This window comes from Serratia sp. KH_031, from assembly GCF_057839655.1.
The window spans coordinates 4,574,219-4,593,102 of sequence record NZ_CM174496.1; the positions used below are offsets into that span (position 1 = coordinate 4,574,219).

16 protein-coding genes and 1 pseudogene are annotated in these 18,884 nt (G+C 50.9%); 13 read left to right on the plus strand and 4 right to left on the minus strand.

The window, feature by feature from the left end; translation table 11 throughout:
* The first annotated feature begins 25 nt into the window (after window positions 1-25).
* The 7 genes from gdhA to AC3ISQ_RS20725 all read left to right on the plus strand — a co-directional run bounded on the left by gdhA (window position 26) and on the right by AC3ISQ_RS20725 (window position 8,482).
* Window positions 26-1,369: an NADP-specific glutamate dehydrogenase gene (gdhA, locus tag AC3ISQ_RS20695; RefSeq protein WP_489349551.1), complete on the plus strand. Its 1,344-nt coding sequence runs from the start codon at window positions 26-28 to the stop codon at window positions 1,367-1,369.
* 328 nt (window positions 1,370-1,697) lie between these two features.
* Complete coding sequence (locus AC3ISQ_RS20700) at window positions 1,698-2,684, plus strand: autoinducer 2 ABC transporter substrate-binding protein (RefSeq protein ID WP_489349553.1); 987 nt, start codon at window positions 1,698-1,700, stop codon at window positions 2,682-2,684.
* Window positions 2,685-2,795: 111 nt separating this feature from the next.
* Window positions 2,796-4,295 (plus strand): sugar ABC transporter ATP-binding protein, encoded by a 1,500-nt coding sequence (locus AC3ISQ_RS20705; protein WP_489349555.1) that lies wholly within the window; start codon window positions 2,796-2,798, stop codon window positions 4,293-4,295.
* Window positions 4,288-5,277, plus strand: a complete 990-nt coding sequence (locus AC3ISQ_RS20710; protein WP_489349556.1) for an ABC transporter permease — start codon at window positions 4,288-4,290, stop codon at window positions 5,275-5,277. Before AC3ISQ_RS20705 ends, AC3ISQ_RS20710 begins: the two co-directional genes overlap by 8 nt.
* A 1-nt stretch (window position 5,278) precedes the next feature.
* Window positions 5,279-6,232: an ABC transporter permease gene (locus AC3ISQ_RS20715; RefSeq protein ID WP_489349557.1), complete on the plus strand. Its 954-nt coding sequence runs from the start codon at window positions 5,279-5,281 to the stop codon at window positions 6,230-6,232.
* Window positions 6,233-6,245: 13 nt separating this feature from the next.
* Window positions 6,246-7,883 carry an FGGY-family carbohydrate kinase gene (locus tag AC3ISQ_RS20720; protein WP_489349559.1) on the plus strand — a complete coding sequence of 546 codons (1,638 nt, stop codon included), beginning with the start codon at window positions 6,246-6,248 and terminating at the stop codon, window positions 7,881-7,883.
* A complete protein-coding gene (locus tag AC3ISQ_RS20725) occupies window positions 7,883-8,482 on the plus strand; it encodes a KpsF/GutQ family sugar-phosphate isomerase (protein ID WP_489349561.1) in 600 nt (199 codons plus the stop codon). The genes AC3ISQ_RS20720 and AC3ISQ_RS20725 overlap by 1 nt, the downstream gene beginning before the upstream one ends.
* A gap of 44 nt (window positions 8,483-8,526) precedes the next feature.
* Here AC3ISQ_RS20725 and AC3ISQ_RS20730 read toward each other — a convergent pair whose 3' ends face one another.
* On the minus strand, window positions 8,527-10,419 hold the full coding sequence (locus AC3ISQ_RS20730) for a bifunctional metallophosphatase/5'-nucleotidase (RefSeq protein ID WP_489349563.1): 1,893 nt from the start codon (window positions 10,417-10,419) through the stop codon (window positions 8,527-8,529).
* 382 nt (window positions 10,420-10,801) lie between these two features.
* On the opposite strand from AC3ISQ_RS20730, the gene AC3ISQ_RS20735 reads away from it, so the two are divergent.
* Window positions 10,802-11,071 carry a hypothetical protein gene (locus AC3ISQ_RS20735; protein ID WP_489349565.1) on the plus strand — a complete coding sequence of 90 codons (270 nt, stop codon included), beginning with the start codon at window positions 10,802-10,804 and terminating at the stop codon, window positions 11,069-11,071.
* A 14-nt stretch (window positions 11,072-11,085) separates the two neighbouring features.
* Entirely contained in the window at window positions 11,086-11,424 is a 339-nt protein-coding gene (locus tag AC3ISQ_RS20740) for a type II toxin-antitoxin system RelE/ParE family toxin (RefSeq protein ID WP_489349567.1), read from the plus strand.
* Between the two features lie 120 nt (window positions 11,425-11,544).
* On the opposite strand, the pseudogene AC3ISQ_RS20745 reads toward AC3ISQ_RS20740, so the two are convergent.
* From AC3ISQ_RS20745 to prlC, 3 genes and pseudogenes are all read right to left on the minus strand, one after another.
* Window positions 11,545-12,024 (minus strand): annotated as a pseudogene (locus AC3ISQ_RS20745) (zinc-binding dehydrogenase); the annotation flags it as partial.
* Between the two features lie 26 nt (window positions 12,025-12,050).
* Window positions 12,051-12,797 carry a 16S rRNA (guanine(1516)-N(2))-methyltransferase RsmJ gene (rsmJ, locus tag AC3ISQ_RS20750; protein ID WP_489349569.1) on the minus strand — a complete coding sequence of 249 codons (747 nt, stop codon included), beginning with the start codon at window positions 12,795-12,797 and terminating at the stop codon, window positions 12,051-12,053.
* 8 nt (window positions 12,798-12,805) lie between these two features.
* Window positions 12,806-14,848, minus strand: a complete 2,043-nt coding sequence (prlC, locus tag AC3ISQ_RS20755) for an oligopeptidase A (protein WP_489349570.1) — start codon at window positions 14,846-14,848, stop codon at window positions 12,806-12,808.
* 271 nt (window positions 14,849-15,119) lie between these two features.
* Here prlC and AC3ISQ_RS20760 point away from each other — a divergent pair, with 271 nt between their 5' ends.
* From AC3ISQ_RS20760 to AC3ISQ_RS20775, 4 genes are all read left to right on the plus strand, one after another.
* A complete protein-coding gene (locus AC3ISQ_RS20760) occupies window positions 15,120-16,184 on the plus strand; it encodes a helix-turn-helix domain-containing protein (RefSeq protein WP_489349572.1) in 1,065 nt (354 codons plus the stop codon).
* Window positions 16,168-16,653: a PIN domain-containing protein gene (locus AC3ISQ_RS20765; RefSeq protein WP_489349574.1), complete on the plus strand. Its 486-nt coding sequence runs from the start codon at window positions 16,168-16,170 to the stop codon at window positions 16,651-16,653. Before AC3ISQ_RS20760 ends, AC3ISQ_RS20765 begins: the two co-directional genes overlap by 17 nt.
* Before the next feature lie 245 nt (window positions 16,654-16,898).
* Window positions 16,899-17,741 carry a 23S rRNA (adenine(2030)-N(6))-methyltransferase RlmJ gene (locus tag AC3ISQ_RS20770; protein WP_489349576.1) on the plus strand — a complete coding sequence of 281 codons (843 nt, stop codon included), beginning with the start codon at window positions 16,899-16,901 and terminating at the stop codon, window positions 17,739-17,741.
* Between the two features lie 172 nt (window positions 17,742-17,913).
* Window positions 17,914-18,768 (plus strand): tagatose bisphosphate family class II aldolase, encoded by an 855-nt coding sequence (locus AC3ISQ_RS20775; RefSeq protein WP_489349577.1) that lies wholly within the window; start codon window positions 17,914-17,916, stop codon window positions 18,766-18,768.
* Window positions 18,769-18,884: the final 116 nt, after the last annotated feature.

Consider the following 18,884-nt stretch of genomic DNA (forward strand, 5'->3'; position numbering starts at 1 on the left):
GGGGAAACCACAAGGAGTGTTATTCATGGAACAAGCAGTATCGCTGGAATCGTTTTTATCTACGCTACAACAGCACAATCCTCATCAGCCTGAATATTTACAAGCGGTGCGTGAAGTTTTCACTTCTCTCTGGCCGTTTATCGAACGTAACCCCCGTTATCGCGAGTATGCATTGCTGGAACGTCTGGTTGAACCGGAGCGCGTGATTCAGTTCCGCGTCAGTTGGGTCGACGATCGTGGGCAAGTGCAGGTAAACCGGGCTTATCGGGTTCAGTTCAACTCAGCAATTGGCCCATACAAAGGAGGGATGCGCTTCCACCCTTCTGTCAATCTATCGATCCTGAAATTCCTCGGTTTTGAGCAGACGTTTAAAAACGCGCTCACCACCTTGCCCATGGGCGGAGGGAAAGGCGGCTCTGATTTCGATCCAAAAGGCAAAAGCCAAAGCGAAATCATGCGCTTTTGTCAGGCATTGATGACCGAGTTATATCGCCATCTCGGCCCAGATACCGACGTTCCAGCCGGTGATATCGGCGTAGGTGGGCGTGAAGTCGGCTTTATGACTGGCATGATGAAGAAACTTTCCAACAATACCGCCTGTGTGTTTACCGGGAAGGGGTTGTCGTTTGGTGGCAGCTTGATCCGCCCTGAAGCGACCGGTTACGGTTTGATCTATTTCACCGATGCGATGCTGAAACGCCACGGCCTAGGCTTTGAAGGGATGCGTGTTGCGGTCTCTGGCTCGGGTAACGTCGCGCAGTACACCATTGAAAAAGCACTGCAAATGGGCGCGCGAGTGATCACCGCCTCGGATTCCGGCGGCACCGTGGTGGATGAAGAAGGATTCACCACCGAGAAACTGGCGCATCTGGCCGAGATCAAAAACCAGCGTTACGGACGCGTAGAAGATTACGCCCGTGAACGCGGCCTGACTTATCTGGCCGGGGAACAGCCGTGGAACGTGCCAGTAGACATTGCGCTGCCGTGCGCGACCCAGAACGAATTGGATATTGAAGCGGCAAAAGTCCTGATCCACAACGGTGTCAAAGCCGTGGCAGAAGGGGCCAACATGCCCTGTACCATCCAGGCCAGCGATGCTTTCCTCGATGCTGGCGTGCTATTTGCACCGGGTAAAGCCGCCAACGCCGGCGGTGTTGCTACCTCGGGGTTAGAAATGGCGCAGAATGCCGCACGCATCAGTTGGCGAGCAGAGAAAGTGGATGTGCGTTTACAACATATCATGGCGGATATTCATCAGGAGTGTGTTGAATACGGCGGTGAAGGCAAGCAAACTCACTATATCCATGGCGCAAATATCGCCGGATTCGTCAAAATCGCTGATGCGATGTTGGCGCAAGGCGTACTCTAATCGGCCACAAAAGTGATCTTGTTCACACATCGATTAAATGCTTCAATGCCGGCTCTCACGCCGGCATTTTTTACGTCGATTGCAAAATAAGATATTTATAATTTGTTAATAATTAGTTTAATGATTGTTAATTTTTAATTATGTTTTCGTAATAAAATTACCACAACCAAAATATAAAACATTTAATTAACATTAAAAATCGCTACATTTTACAAAAATGTGCATACATCACATTTTTGTAACTCTCACTATCTCCCCTCTTCCATTCCTTTGTAATCTTCTGTGGTGGAAAAAACCACCGACCCTACAGATAAAAAAGGTACGGCTAATGAAATTTAACCTCGCATTATTAAATGCATGTGTGGTTTCTGCATGCATGTTATCGACAACACCTGTTTTTGCCGCTGAGAAATACGAGATCGCCGTGGTTGCCAAAGTGACCGGCATTCCGTGGTTTAACCGTATGGAAGTCGGCGTCAACGAGGCAGCGAAAAAACTCGACGTCAACGCCTACCAGACTGGCCCATCCACTCCAGACCCAGCCGCACAGGTCAAAGTGATTGAAGATCTGATCGCCAAAAACGTCAACGCGATTATCGTGGTACCTAACGACGCTAAAGTGCTTGAGCCAGTGCTGAAAAAAGCACGCGACAAAGGCATCGTGGTGCTGACCCATGAATCCCCAGATCAACAGATCGGTCAGTGGGATATCGAAACTATCGACAGCGAAAAGTACGCACAAGCAAACGTGGATGAGCTGGCGAAAGATATGGGTGGCAAAGGTGGCTATGCCATTTACGTCGGTTCTCTGACCGTCCCCCTGCATAACGCCTGGGCAGATTCCGCCATCAAGTATCAGAAAGCAAAATACCCGGACATGTTTGAAGTCACCTCACGTCTACCGGTGGCGGAAAGCATCGACAAATCCTACGCCACCACGCTGGATCTAATGAAAACCTACCCGAAGATGAAAGGCATCATCGGCTTTGGCTCTCTCGGCCCGATCGGTGCTGGCCAAGCGGTGGCTAAGAAGCGCGCCAAGGATAAGATTGCGGTGGTCGGTATCGCTATGCCATCCCAGGCGGCTCCTTACCTGATGCGCGGTGATATCAAAAAAGCCCTGCTGTGGGACCCGAAAGATGCGGGTTATGCGCTGGTGACGGTGGCCGACCAATTGCTGCAAGGCAAGGAAGTGACCCAAGACCTGTCTATCGACGGTTTGGGTAAAGCTGATGTCGATATGGAACACAAAGTGATTCGGTTTAATAAAATTCTGGAAGTCACCAAAGATAATGCCAAGTCACTCGGTTTTTAATTTCTAATCAATATTCGCCACACCGGGAAATTATTTTTAAATATAAGGGCGTAGCTTGCTGCGCCCACTATCCGACACACCAAACCCTGCAACAGAGCACAGGTTAACGTTATGACAGCATCCACCGCATTTATCACCCTGGAGAATATCAGCAAGCGATTTCCAGGCGTGCTGGCACTGGACCAGATCAACCTGACGCTAAATATTGGCGAAGTGCACTGCCTAGCCGGACAAAATGGCTGCGGTAAAAGCACCATAATAAAAATTATTTCTGGTGTTTATCAGCCGGAAAAAGGTGCCAATATTTCGCTGGAAGGAAAACTATTTCATTCGCTCACGCCGCAACTTTCTGGTTATTACGGTATTCAGGTCATTTATCAGGATCTGTCGTTATTCCCTAACCTGACGGTGGCAGAAAATATCGCAATTCACCGTTATTTGCCCGGTGGACATTTTTGGGTGCGTAAAAAAGTGATGCGCCAAACTGCGCTGGACGCCATGGCGCGCGTGGGTGTGCATATCGATCCCGACAAAAAGGTCGAAAAACTGTCGATAGCCGATCGCCAACTGGTGGCGATTTGCCGTGCCATTGCTGCCGAAGCGCGGCTGGTGATCATGGATGAACCGACCGCATCCCTAACCCGACAAGAAGTCGACGGTTTACTGCGTGTGGTCAACGAATTGAAAGCCGCAGGCATCTGCGTCGTGTTCGTCAGCCATCGCTTGGACGAAGTGATGGAAGTCGCCGATCGTATCAGCGTCATGCGCGACGGCAAGCTGGTCGGCACTTGGCCAGCCAGTGAGTTAGATAGCCACGAACTGGCGTTCCTGATGACGGGCCAACGCTTCCACTACAGCCCACTCCCCGAACAACCACCGACGGATAAAGCGCCGCTACTTGAAGTCTGCAATCTCAGCCGACGTGGTAAGTATCACAACATCAATTTGTCGCTACGCGGCGGCGAAATCATTTCTATCGTCGGGCTACTCGGCGCGGGACGCACTGAATTGTGCCTCAGCCTGTTCGGTATGACGCGGCCAGACAGCGGAGCAATCAAAATCGAAGGTCTGCCAGTGCAACTGCATAACAATCGCGAAGCGGTGCGCCACGGCATTGGTTATGTCTCAGAAGATCGCCTGACCCAAGGGCTGATCATGGAACAATCGATCTACGACAACACCATTGTCACCGTATTTGACCAGTTGCATACCTCGCTCGGGTTGCTGGATCACGCCAAAGCGACTGAATTGGTCGATCGACTGATTCGCGACCTGAACATCAAGGTCTCCGACAGCGGCCTACCGGTGAAAACCCTGTCTGGTGGTAACGCTCAGCGTATCGCCATCGCCAAATGGGTCGCGACTCAGCCGAAGATCCTGATCCTCGATTCCCCGACCGTCGGGGTGGATATCGCCAACAAAGAAGGGATCTACCAGATCGCCCGCGATCTGGCACAACTGGGTATGGCGGTACTGATGATCTGCGACGAGATCCCGGAAGCCTATTACAACAGCCATCGGGTGATGGTGATGCGCAAAGGCGAACTGATCGCCGAATTCGCGCCGCACCAGAGTACCGAACAACAGATCGCCGAGGTGGTGAATGGATAAGTCATTATTGGCTCGCTTGGCTGGCCGACACGAGTTCTATCTCGGCTTGCTGGTCTTACTGCTCGCCATCGGCCTAAGCGTCAGCACTGGCGAGTTTCTCACGCTCGGCAACCTGACTGACGTTGCCACCAGCTATGCCATTCTCGGCATTCTGGCCTGCGGCCTATTCGTGGTGTTGATCGCTGGCGGCATCGATATTTCATTCCCGGCGATGACCGCCATCGCCCAATACGTAATGGCCAGTTGGGTGATCCAGCACGGCGGTAGTTTCCCGTTAGCGTTTGCTCTGGCGATCGGCGTCGGTCTGCTGTTGGGATTGGTGAACGGTTTTCTAGTGTACTGGCTGAAAGTGCCGGCCATCATTATCACCATCGCCACCCTCAACTTATTCTACGGTCTGCTGGTGTACGCGACCAATGGGACTTGGCTGTATGGCTTCCCAGACTGGTTCATGGACGGCATCAACTGGTTCTCATTCCAAGGTACAGACGGCTATGACTACGGCCTGACGCTACCGCTATTGTGCCTGCTGGCGGTGATTATCGTCACTGGCGTGCTGATGAATTGTACTCGGTTGGGGCGACAAATTTACGCCATGGGCGGCAATCGTGATGCGGCATCGCGACTGGGTTTGAACCTGCTACGCCTGCACTTTTACGTCTATGGCTACATGGGCATTCTGGCCGGTATCGCTGCGGTGGTGCAGGCGCAGATCACTCAGTCAGTCGCGCCTAACTCACTGCTGGGCTTTGAGCTGACGGTGCTCGCGGCAGTGGTGCTCGGCGGAACCAGCATGACCGGCGGTCGCGGTTCACTCACCGGTACCCTGCTCGGTGTCGTGCTGTTGGCCTTCTTGCAAAATGGGCTGACGTTGCTCAGCGTCTCGGCTTACTGGCACCAAGTCTTCAGCGGCGCGATCATTCTGATCAGCATCAGTAGCACCGCCTGGAACGAAAAACGCAAACTGGTCAAGGAGCTATAACATGACGCAGTTAACTCGCCTGATCCCAAACGATCGGATCATCCGTCTACAAAGCGCGATCATTATCGTGGTGGCACTGTTGTTCGCCGGGTTGCTTGGATCGCGTTTCTTCAGCATGGGTAACTTCCAGTCGATCGCCTCGCAGTTACCGATCCTCGGTATGCTGGCACTCGGCATGGGGATCACCATGCTCACCGGTGGCATTAATCTGTCGATCATCGCGGGTGCCAATGCCTGTTCGTTGGTGATGGCAGCGATTATTGTCAGCCATCCTGACCAGCCGCTGTTTCTGGTGCTCGCGCTGCTGGCCGGTCTGCTGGTCGCGGTAGCGATTGGTGCACTCAACGGCGTACTGGTCGCTTGGATTGGCGTGTCACCGATTCTCGCTTCGCTCGGCACCATGACGCTGATCACCGGCTTGAATATTCTGCTGTCCAACGGCGCGGTAATCTCTGGCTTCCCAGCAGCGATTCAATACCTCGGCAACGGGACGGTATTCGGTATTCCCGTCGCGCTGTTGTTATTCCTATTGGTCGCCGTTGGCCTATGGCTACTGCTGGAACACACCACGCTAGGGCGCAGCCTGTATCTGGTCGGCTCCAACGAACAAGCCACACGCTTTAGCGGAGTGAATACCGCCAAAGTGCAGATTGCGGTGTATATCCTTTCAGCATTACTCGGTTGGGGGGCGGCTCTGCTGATGATGGCCAAGTTCAACTCCGCCAAGGCCGGTTACGGCGAATCCTATCTGTTAGTGACGATCCTCGCCTCCGTGTTGGGCGGTATCAATCCAGACGGCGGCTTTGGTCGCATTCTGGGGTTGGTACTGGCACTGATCGTGCTGCAAATGTTGGAAAGCGGCCTCAATCTGCTGGGCGTCAGCAGCTATCTGACCATGGCCCTTTGGGGCGGTGTGCTAATCCTATTTATCGCGTTACAGAATCGAAAAGCCTGATTGGAGAAAAATAATGGCGAGCTATTTTATTGGCGTGGATGTAGGCACCGGCAGCGCACGCGCGGGCGTATTTGATCTCAATGGTCGCATGGTCGGCCAAGCTAGCCGCACTATCGATCTGTACCGACCGAAGGCCAACTTTGTCGAACAGTCGTCGGATAATATCTGGTTAGCCGTGTGTAACGCGGTACGCGATGCGGTTAACCAAGCCGATATCAACCCGATCCAAGTGAAAGGGTTAGGCTTTGACGCCACCTGCTCTTTGGTGGTGCTGGATAAAGAAGGCAAACCGCTGACCATCAGCCCTTCCGGTCGTACCGAGCAAAACATCATCGTGTGGATGGATCACCGGGCGATCACCCAAGCGGAGCGCATCAACGCCACCAAACATCGCGTGCTGGATTTTGTTGGCGGTATTATCTCGCCAGAAATGCAGACACCGAAACTCCTGTGGTTGAAGCAACATATGCCAACCACTTGGGCCAACGCGCACTACCTATTCGATCTGCCGGACTTCCTCACTTGGCGCGCCACTCAGGACGCCACGCGCTCTCTATGTTCAACCGTCTGCAAATGGACTTACCTCGGTCACGAACAGCGCTGGGACAAGAGCTATTTCCGCCAGATTGGGCTGGAAGATGTGTTGGAACACGATGCGGCCAAGATCGGTAGCGACGTTAAAATGATGGGTGAAGCGCTCGGTCACGGCCTCACCCAACGCGCCGCCAGTGAAATGGGGCTGATAGCGGGCACTGCGGTCAGCGTATCAATCATTGATGCTCACGCTGGCACCCTCGGCACTTTGGGAGCTACCGGCGTGTCTGGCGAAATCGCCGACTTCAATCGCCGTATTGCGTTAATCGGCGGCACTTCCACCGGTCATATGGCGATGTCGCGCACCGCACGTTTTATCGGCGGCGTGTGGGGGCCATATTACTCGGCAATCTTACCGGAATATTGGTTGAATGAAGGCGGTCAATCCGCTACCGGTGCGCTCATTGATCATGTTATTCAATCGCATCCCTGTTATTCGGAGTTGTTGGCGCAGGCTAAATCCCAAGATAAGACCATCTATGAAGTGCTAAACGCCCTGCTGCGTCGTATGGCCGGCGAGCCAGAAAATACCGCCTTCCTGACCCAAGATATCCACATGCTGCCCTATTTCCACGGTAACCGATCGCCACGCGCTAACCCGACACTCACTGGCACTCTAACCGGATTGAAGCTCTCGCGAACCCCGGAAGATATGGCGCTGCATTATCTGGCTGCCATTCAGGCTATCGCGCTCGGCACTCGCCACATTATCGAGACCATGAACCAAAGCGGTTACAGCATCGATACCATTATGGCCAGCGGCGGCGGCACCAAGAACCCGATCTTCGTGCAAGAACACGCTAACGCCACCGGCTGCGCCATGCTGTTACCGGAAGAAAGTGAAGCCATGCTGTTAGGTGGTGCGATGATGGGCACGGTGGCCGCCGGCGTGTTCGACACTTTACCGGAAGCCATGAGCGCCATGAGCCGCATCGGTAAGACGGTCACGCCGCAGACCAACAAGATCAAAAGCTACTACGATCGCAAATACCGGGTATTCCACGAGTTGTATAACGACCATATGAAATACCAGCGGTTAATGCAGGAGGAGGCTTGATGCAACAGGAATGGCAGCGCGCCATCCAAAGCTGGGAAATCTACAGTCGGGAACTGGCGCAACTCAGTAAACGCATCGACGAACCCACTTGGCAACGGTTGTTAACCTTACTGGCTAACCGCCAAGGCAAAATTGCGGTCACTGGAGTTGGCACTTCGGGCATCGCGGCACGCAAGGTGGCTCATATGCTGGCCTGCGTGGAACAACCGGCGGTCTACCTCAATGCCACCGATGCGGCGCACGGCGACTTAGGCTTTTTGCGCGCCGATGACCTTATCATTTTGATTTCCCGTGGAGGGAATTCGGACGAACTAACACGCCTGTTACCGACATTGCAAAGCAAAGGCGTCACTATCATCAGCGTGACGGAAAACCCCAATTCCGCCATCGCACGTGCGGCGCAGTTAGTTATTCGCACCAGCGTGGAAAATGAGATCGATCCGTTGAACATGCTGGCAACTACTTCCATCGTATTAGTGTTGGCGATATTTGATGCCGCCTGCGTTTGCTTGATGGAGCGCAGCGGTTACAGCAAGGAAACGCTGTTAGCCGTTCACCCCGGCGGTGACGTGGGGAAAAGTTTGCGGAATGCGGATTAAGTGTCGAGCCAATGCCCTTCTCCGTGGGAGAAGGGCAAACCGTCTTAGTTAATGGCTTCGATAATCACTAAACGATCGTTTAACTGCTTTTTAGTCAGTGGATCGGTCGCCGCTTTTGCCTGTTGCTGTAGCGCCGCCACCTGTTGCTTCATCACTTGTCGATCGCTAAACACTAACCCTTTCACATTGAAAGACGCCACATTGCTGTAACGCCCATCTTCGGTGGTTGGCACGCTGATTTTGCCTTCGTTCAGCAAGCGATCGACAATCTTGCGCTCGCGCTCATAGCCTTCCAACCCGACCAACTTCCAGCGCTGTGGGATTCCGCCTTGATACTGACCTTTTTTCACCTCGGTCAAATAACGGATTGTCAGATTGCGGATAGTGCCCGCTTCTTCACCAAATTCTGCTTTGGTATCAGACAGTACCGGGAACTGCATTCCTTCCAGCGCGCCGCCTTTTTGCGTCAGATGTCCCATGCGGTAACTGTTCATACCCAAACGAATCGGCGTACTGTCGGTCACTGGCGAGCCGTCGCTGAATTTCAGATTGGTAATTCGTTGCCCTGCTGGTTGACGCAGATCGATGGTATAAGTCACGCCGTCGAAGAAGTCGTTAGTGGAATATTTCGATGCTCGGCGCTGCGGATTAAAGCTGTAAGTCACATCGCCATCATTCACCTGATTGAAATAACCGGCTGACCACTCCATGTATTTCTTCAGTTCTTTACCGGTCAATTGATAAACCGTAATTTCCCCACCCGCATATTGATAATTAAAGGCAATATCTTTGGCGGTGATGGTACCGACATTTAATTTCGGTCGATCGTTATCAATCTGCAACGCGATAATTTGTGCTTTCGGCGCGTAATAGCGGCTCGCTTCCTGATACAGCTCGCTGATGCCGGTATCTTGAATATGCACCTGTGGGATGCCCTTCACCGCATCCGGCGGCACCAAATCGTGCCCGGTGAGTTGAGCAATCGGTCGATTAGCGTTAGCACGTAGGATTTTGTGATACGGCTGATAAATGTTTTCCAACTGCTTATCTGAGGTCATGCCTTTGATGGCGTAGGTATAACTGTCTTTGTTGATCAGCACGTACTTGCCGTTTTGCTGCTCAAACTGCAAATCGATACGTGATAGAGCGCGGCCATATTTGTCTGGCTCGGTGACGATCACGCCGTTGATCACTTCTTTATCCACTTTAACGTGCATATGTCCGGCAACAATCGCCGCCAATTCTGGATTGGCGCGTGCAATATCCCCCACGCCCGTTCCCGGACGCTGGTTCTCGTTATCGATGCCCATATGCGCCACCAGCACAATGGCATCAACCTGCCCTTGGATCTGCTGGATAGTGGTTTTCACCGCGTTAACCGGATCGGTAAAATTCAGCCCTTTAACCCGATCGGTGCCTTTGGCGAATTCCGCCGTCATCGGCGTATCCATACCGATGATGCCGATCTTCACACCCCCACGCTCAATGATTTTGTACGCAGGCAGGTACGGTTTGCCGCTGTCCCACAGGATATTGCCCGCCAACGCGGTGCCTTTAAACTGCTCCAGCGAGGTAGAAAGGGGCTTCAGACCAAAATCGAATTCGTGGTTGCCCATCACCCACACGTCATAATCCAACGCGTTGAAACCGAGCATCATTGGGCTGGTCTTGTCATTTTTGAAGGCTTCGACGAAATTGCCCTGAATGGTGTCGCCTGCATCAACCAGAATCACGTTCGGCTGTTCGGAACGAACCTTACGCACTTGAGTGGCGATCTGGCTCAGGCTCCCCGCCAGATTTTCAGTATCGGTAGAATAATCCCAAGGCACGAAGGTGCCATGCAGATCGGAAGTGCCGAGAATGGTGATATTGACAGGTTCAGCGGCCATCGCAGAGGTACTCAGGCAGAGCAGCAGAGAAAGCAGGGTTCTTTTCATTATTTGATCTAATTATTTAGGGTAAAGGTGATTGTAATGAAATCGAATTATGCGAAGCGTCTCGCGTTTTTGCCAGTGGGTTTGCAAAAGGAACATGAGAAATGGGAGGTAGCGCAAAGAGTAAGCGACTACCGGAAGAGAGCTATGCTGATTTTGGTCGTGCAATACTGGGCAGTCGGCAGAATGCTAAAAACTGAATCACGTTGCTTAAATATCACTCAAGTATAAATATGTACATAATTTTACCCCGCCGAGGTTATACTTTAACGACCCTATTCTTGTCGGTAAGCGAGAAACCCGTTTTGCGATTCTGCAAACCTTACCAAAGAAGCAACGAGATTATTGTTCTCGCCAGTGAATCTCACTTCAAGTGGAAAAAACGATGACTCAAACCATGTCCCAGAAACTCGCTAGAGAAAATCTTGGAAATGCTGAAACCTTTGAAGGCGGTATTTACGTAACCAAAAACGGTGTCGCAGAGCTGTTCATCCAGACCGCTGCAGAACGTGAGGCTGAAGTCAGGGAAATGCAGCAAGACAGAAATATCAACGCTCTTTTTAAGCTGGCAATGTTGGCGAAAAAGGAAATTGCAGAGGGCAAAGGCATGACCCCTGAAGACGCCTTAGAGAAACTACGTGCTGCAAGGACTTAAAAGAGAGGTATCGGGTGTCAAATCAGTTCTCAATCGTAGTCGCACCTGTGGCGCTACAGTGCTTGGCAGATATTGAATCATACAAAAGTGTCACTATTGGCGCGCAACAGGCCGCTAACTTCGTTGATCATCTGCTAACAGATTCTGTCGCCAACATTATCCAAGATCCTAAACGATATCGTTTTAACGTATACCTTTCAGACAGAGGTTTAATGTTGCGTGAAAGGCTTGATGTTGAAGGTGAGTATCGAGTGCTTTACGATTTTGACGGCACAAATATCGAGATACTGCTTTTTGTGAGTATGAAGCAAGATTTTGGAAAGTTACTTTACCGTTATAACATACTGAATTGACTGCTCAACGCCCTTTGAAACCGTGGCCAGCCTTACTTGACCGCCACAGTTTTCTCAAAAGATAGAAAGATTAAAACCCAATATTAACGTGCAATACTTTCCGTTTCCCAAACGGAATCTTTAGTCATCAGCCCCCACGCGGATCACCAACTTGCCGAAGTTCTCGCCTTGCAGCAGGCCGATCAGCGCTTCTGGGGCATTTTCCAACCCGTCCACCACCTGTTCACGGTAATGAATTTTGCCTTCTTTAACCCATTGCGACATTTCATGTCTAAAATCGGCGAAATGGTCACCATAATCAGCAAAAATAATAAAACCTTGCACGCGAATACGCTGGCGCAGCACCGTGCTCATTAACATCGGGAGATGATCTTTCCCTTCTGGTAAAGACGTCGCGTTGTAATGGGCGATTTGGCCGCAAACCGGCACCCGTGCGGAGGTATTCAGCAGTGGGATCACCGCCTCCAACACCTTGCCGCCGACGTTTTCAAAATAAATATCGATGCCTTTTGGACAAACCGCTCGCAGTTGCTCGGCAAAATCCGGCGCATGGTGATCGATACAATTATCGAAGCCCAACACGTCAACAGCATGGCGGCATATGAGAGGGGAAATCCCCTCCTCACTTACAGCGGCATATAGATATCGAAACGGTGATTTTTGGTGGTAGTCGCCGCATGAGCCGGAACATCGGCCAGTGGTGGTGCATAGTCAGGGCGCTTCACTACGATGCGCTTGGTTGCCAAGCGTCGTGCGGGTTCTAGCAAACCATCGGCGTCGTCATCGCTGCCCACCAGCGATTGGAACACGCGCATCTCTTTCTTCACCAAGGCGCTTTTCTGCTTATGCGGATACATCGGATCGAGGTACACCACTTCTGGACGTGGGTCGAGATCCGCCAGCGCCGTCAGGCTAGAAGCGTGCAGCAACGTCAAACGTTCACGCAGCCAACCGCCGATTTCGGCATCCTGATAGCCGCGCTGTAAGCCGTCGTCCAGCAATGCGGCCACCACCGGATTACGCTCCAACATGCGCACATGGCAGCCCAAAGCCGCCAAGACAAAGGCATCGCGCCCCAGCCCGGCAGTTGCGTCAACCACGTTGGGGAGATAACTGCCTTTGACACCCACCGCTTTGGCGACCGCTTCACCACGTCCGCCGCCGAAACGCCGACGATGTGCCATCGGCCCGGTAGCAAAATCGACATAAATCGCGCCAAGTTTCGGCTCATCGCGCTTACGCAACTCTAACCGCTCCGGCGTCAGCACCAGTGCCACCAGCGCCTCATCGTGCGAAGTTAATTGCCAACGTTCGGCCAAAATAGACAAGGCGCCGGGATCGGCGCCTGCTTCACAAGTTAAAAACACGCTCACTGGACGGATTATCCTTTGATACCGTAATGGCGCAGCATAGCATCCAGTTGCGGCTCACGCCCACGGAAGCGTTTGAACAATTCCATTGGCTCCTCAGAACCCCCGCGTGACAGGATATTGTCGAGGAAGGATTTGCCGGTTTCTGCGTTAAAGATCCCTTCTTCTTCAAAGCGTGAGAACGCATCTGCCGACAGTACTTCTGCCCACAGATAGCTGTAGTAACCCGCCGCATAACCGCCCGCGAAGATATGGCTGAAGGCATGTGGGAAACGGCCCCAGCTTGGCGAAGGTACCACCGCCACCATTTTCTTCACTTCAGCCAACGTCGGCAGGATTTGCGCGCCTTTCTCTGGGCTGTATTCGAAGTGCATGCGAAAATCGAACAGACCGAACTCCAATTGGCGCAGGATAAACAGCGCCGCCTGATAGTTTTTAGCTTCCAGCATTTTATCCAGCAGGTCTTTCGGCAAGGGTTCGCCGGTTTCGTAATGACCAGAGATAAACTCCAGCGCTTCCGGTTCCCAGCACCAGTTTTCCATAAACTGGCTTGGCAACTCGACTGCATCCCACGGCACGCCGTTAATGCCCGAAACACCCGCAGTGTCGATCTGAGTCAGCATATGGTGCAGACCGTGACCGAACTCATGGAACATCGTGGTCACTTCGTTATGCGTGAACAATGCCGGTTTGTCACCCAGCGGACGGTTGAAGTTACACACCAAATAGGCCACTGGCTTTTGCAGTGTGCCATCGGCTTTGCGCAAGCTGCCGACGCAATCATCCATCCACGCCCCGCCGCGTTTGTGTTCACGTGCGTACAAGTCCAGATAGAAACTGCCACGCAGTTCGCCGCTGGCATCAAACAGATCGAAGAAACGCACTTCTGGATGCCAAGTATCCACATCTTTGCGTTCTTTAGCGGTGATGCCGTAAATACGTTTCACCACTTCGAACAACCCTTCAACCACACGCTGCTCTGGGAAGTACGGGCGCAGTTGCTCGTCGCTGATGGAGAACAGGTGTTGTTTCTGTTTTTCACCGTAATAGGTGATGTCCCAGGCTTCCAGCTCATCAACGCCGTAATGTTGTTTAGCAAAGGCACGCAGTTGCGCCAGCTCTTGCTCCGCCTGTGGGCGGGCACGTTTCGCCAGATCGGTCAGGAATTCGATCACTTGCTGCGGTTTTTCCGCCATTTTGGTCGCCAGCGATTTATCGGCGTAGGTGTCAAAGCCCAGCAGTTGTGCCAGTTCATGACGCAGCGCCAGCGTTTCTGCCATTACTTCGCTGTTGTCCCACTGGCCTGCATTCGGCCCTTGGTCAGAAGCACGGGTGCCGAACGCACGATACGACTCTTCGCGCAGCGCGCGGTTATCGGCGTAGGTCATCACTGGCAAATAGCTCGGAATATCCAGCGTCAACAGCCAACCTTCTTGCTCTTTGGCTAGTGCCATGGCCTGAGCTTGCGCCAATGCGCTTTCTGGCAAACCGGCCAATTCGCTTTCATCGGTGATCAACTTGCTCCAGCCCATGGTGGCATCAAGCACGTTGTTGCTGTAGGTCGAACCCAGCTCAGACAAGCGCGCAACAATTTCACCGTAGCGCTTTTGTTTCTCGGCTGACAAGCCAATGCCCGACAGTTCAAAATCGCGCAGCGAGTTTTCGACCGCTTTGCGTTGTGGCAGGCTCAATTTCGCAAAACCAGCGCCTTCTTTCAGGCTGCGATAGGCCTGATACAAACCTTCATGTTGCCCTACCCAAGTGCCGTACTCCGACAACAGCGGCAGCGCCTGCTCATAGGCTTCGCGCAATTCCGGGCTGTTCTTCACCGCGTTCAAATGGCCGACCGGCGACCAAATGCGCGACAGACGATCGTCCGATTCCGCCAGCGGCTGGCACAGATTTTCCCAACTAAATGGCCCCGGCTGGGCAACCACACCTTCTACGGTGGCACGGCAGTCAGCGAGAACGGATTGCACCGCAGGCACGATATGTTCAGGACGAAGAGCAGAAAACGGCGGTAGGGAAAACGAGGTCAGCAACGGATTAGTCATAAAGGCAGTCCTGATTGACGTAGTAAACAGGGTTCAAATCGCCACATAACAGGCAATTCAGTAGTGCTTAATAACATGGGGGCAATAATGGGGAAAATCAACAATCGTGGCGCTGTAGGGTCACAAAAAACAAATTTTATATCCACATAAAAGATTGATTAATAGTTTAAAAAATCGACATTTTGTATTGATAAAAATGCGATGTCGCCGCATACTTTGGTTTACAGAAAACACTATTTTTACTTTTTTATAAACCTAATGGAGGTCTGGTATGTTTGGAGAACGTCTCAAACGCGCTCGTTCAGCAGCAGGTCTGTCCATGAAAGAGTTATCTCTACAGGCAGGTGTCAGCGCCAATATGATCAAAAAGTACGAACATAACGAAAGCATGCCAAGCTCTGGTGTACTGATCAAAATGTCTCGTGCACTGGGCGTTCGTAATGAGTATTTCTTCCGACCTACTAAGTATGAGCTGAAAGGCATTGAGTACCGCAAACGGAGTTCGGCCTCAGCGAAACTATTAAATCGGATCAAGGCTGATATATTAGATCAAGCGGAACGCTGGATGGAACTTGCCAATTTATGGCCTAATTTCCCAGTGCCTAAATTTTCCAAAATTAATTTTTCGTTAACTACCATTATTCACTATTCGCAAATCGAAATCATTACTGATGAGTTACGGAACATTTGGAATCTTGGGAACCAACCTATAGCAAGCATTATTGATGTCTTAGAGTCCCACGGAATCATCGTCATCGTTACTGATGTTGATTCCATTGAGAAATTCGATGGTTGTCAGGCATCTATAGATAATTCGCCGCTAGTCGTTATTTCATCAAAATGGCCGGGAGATCGACAGCGTTTTACACTAGCCCATGAACTTGGGCATTTAATTTTACATGATATTCTGGCACCAGAATTAGATGAAGAAAAAGCCTGTCACCGCTTTGCTGGGGCCTTCATTTTCCCAGAAGCATCTATCCGAAAAAATCTGGGTAAAACACGTAATCATCTCGAAGTTCAAGAGCTGTACCTTCTCAAAATGGATTTTGGGTTAAGTATGATGGCAATGATTTATCGTGCCGCTGACCTAGGAATAATCACCGAGACAAAACGCAAAGAACTCTTTATGTTTTTCTCTACACGAAAATGGCGTAGCTTAGAACCGGGTGATGCTTACCCTCATGAAACAACCACTTTTTTTCAGAAATTAGTTTTTCGTGGTCTTGGAGAAAATATCATTACAGAATCCAAGGCAGCAGAATTGTTAGGGATGTCATTAGTCACTTTCCACCACACACGGAAGTTGGAATTATCAGATGTTAATTCTAATTAGCGATGCAAATATCATTATCGATATGGAAGAAGCTGGGCTCATAGCATTACTTTTTTCCCTGCCACACAATTTCAAAGTCCCAGATATTCTTTTTTATGATGAACTTGAAGAACAACACTCTCATTTACTAAACAATGGGCTTTCCTTGGGCGAGTTAGCGTCTGAAACACTGGTGTATGCACAACAGCTCTCTGCAATTGCTAATGGCCCAAGTCGAAATGATTGCTTTGCTTTATCATTAGCAAAACAAGAGCAATGTCCACTATTGACCGGGGACAAAGCCCTCCGTGAGTTAGCCCAAGAAGAGAATGTGGAAGTTAAGGGCACCATTTGGATTGTCGAAGAAATGATCCTCCACAATTTGATAACAACAGCTGAAGCTAAAAATGCTTACATTCGCATGAAAGAATGTGGAAGAAGATTACCTTGGGATGTCGCTTTTAGGCGCTTACAAGAATTAGCTTTGTAACCCCTATTTACTGTTCATTTTTCGTACAACGCCAATCCACAATAAGGCCTGCAAAGCCACAAACCCGCTTCATTCTATACCCGCAAACTGTAAATCCCCATTGAAAGACAGTTCTGTTTTATACTCACGGCATTCATTCCTACATGTTGGTCATTGTGCGACAATTGTAAGGTGCTCGGTGAGGGAAAAATGTTGACCATGATAACTCACTGCTAAAATGACATTAAAATCAACAAGGTAATTAAATGCTAAGTTATCGCCACAGTTTTCACGCCGGCAACCACGCCGATGTGTTAAAGCACACCGTTCAGAGCCTGATCATTGAATCGCTGAAAGAGAAAGATAAACCGTTCCTGTATTTGGATACCCATTCCGGTGCCGGGCGTTATCAACTGAGCGGTGAACACGCCGAACGCACCGGGGAATATCTGGAAGGTATCGGTCTGCTGTGGCAACGTGACGATCTGCCGGAAGAACTGGCGGCTTATATGAGCGTGGTGCATAACTTCAACCGTACTGGTACGCTGCGTTACTACCCTGGCTCGCCGCTGATTGCCCGTCAGTTATTACGCCCGCAAGACAAACTCCATCTGACCGAACTGCACCCGAGCGATTTCCCACTGTTGCGCGGTGAATTCCAGAAAGACGAACGCGCCAAAGTGTTACGCGCCGACGGTTATCAACAGTTGAAATCCCAACTGCCGCCACAATCGCGTCGTGGTTTGGTGCTGATGGATCCGCCTTACGAGATGAAAACCGATTATCAAGACGTGGTGAAAGGAATTCAGGAAGGCTACAAACGTTTCGCCACTGGCACCTATGCGCTGTGGTATCCAGTGGTATTGCGCCAGCAAATCAAACGTATGCTGAAAGAACTGGAAGCCACGGGTATTCGCCGCATTCTGCAAATCGAACTGGCGGTAAAACCTGACAGCGACCAACGCGGCATGACGGCTTCCGGCATGATCGTGATTAACCCACCATGGAAACTGGAACAACAGATGAACACTGTGCTGCCGTGGCTGCACAAAGTGTTGGTGCCATCCGGCATTGGCCATCATCTGGTGAACTGGGTGGTGCCGGAGTAATTGTTTATTTTGGCCGCCTAATGGGGCGGCTAATTGCCTTCCCCACAACTTTCCTCTCCAGACGATTTTTCGCGATTCGATTCACAACCTCTCAATATCCGCTTGCTTATTTTTATTTCCGATATGAATATATATCGAAAGATAACGTAAATTACAGCAAGCGGAGGTTTGTGTGTATATCATTTCGACCAAGAATATGTTGCTCAAAGCACAACGGCAAAACTACGCCGTTCCTGCCTTTAACATCCACAACCTAGAAACAATGCAAGTGGTGGCAGAAACCGCCGCCGAGATGCGCTCTCCGGTGATCATGGCTGGCACACCAGGAACTTATCTCTATGCAGGCACGGCCAATGTTATCGCTATCGTCAAACAGTTAGCCGCGCAATACCAGATGCCTTTAGCCGTACATTTGGATCATCATGAAACACTGCAAGACATTGAAGTTAAAGTGAATGCGGGTATCCGATCGGCGATGATCGACGGCTCACACCTACCCTTTGCCGAAAATGTAGCACTGGTACGTCAGGTGACGGAATATTGTCATGGTTACGACGTCAGTGTTGAAGCTGAACTCGGCAGATTAGGCGGTGTAGAAGATGGCATCAGCGTGGATGCGCGTGACGCACTGTATACCTCCCCGGAGCAGGCGCAAGAGTTTGTATTGGCAACGGGTATTGACTCATTAGCCGTGGCCATCGGCACTGCACATGGGATGTATCAAGAAACACCCAAATTGGATTTCCAGCGATTAGAACAAATCCGCGCCCGAGTTGAGGTGCCTTTGGTATTACATGGTGCTTCCGGATTGGCCGACAGCGAGATCCAACGGGCTATTCAACAAGGGATATGCAAAGTTAACGTAGCAACCGAGCTAAAAATCGCCTTCTCCGATGCCTTGAAGCAACATTTGGCAGAACACCCAGACGCCAACGATCCACGTCATTACCTACAACCCGCCAAACAAGCGATGAAAAAAGTGGTGGAAAAAGTGATCCATGTCTGTGGTTGTGAAGGCAAGCTGTAACCGTACTCCACTTATTTACTGAGAAGCGGCTCCCCGCCGCTTTCGTTTTATCTTTTCCCTCGCCGACCTATATTTATAACCCACTGTTTTAACATCAATAAAAACTAAAAACTTCC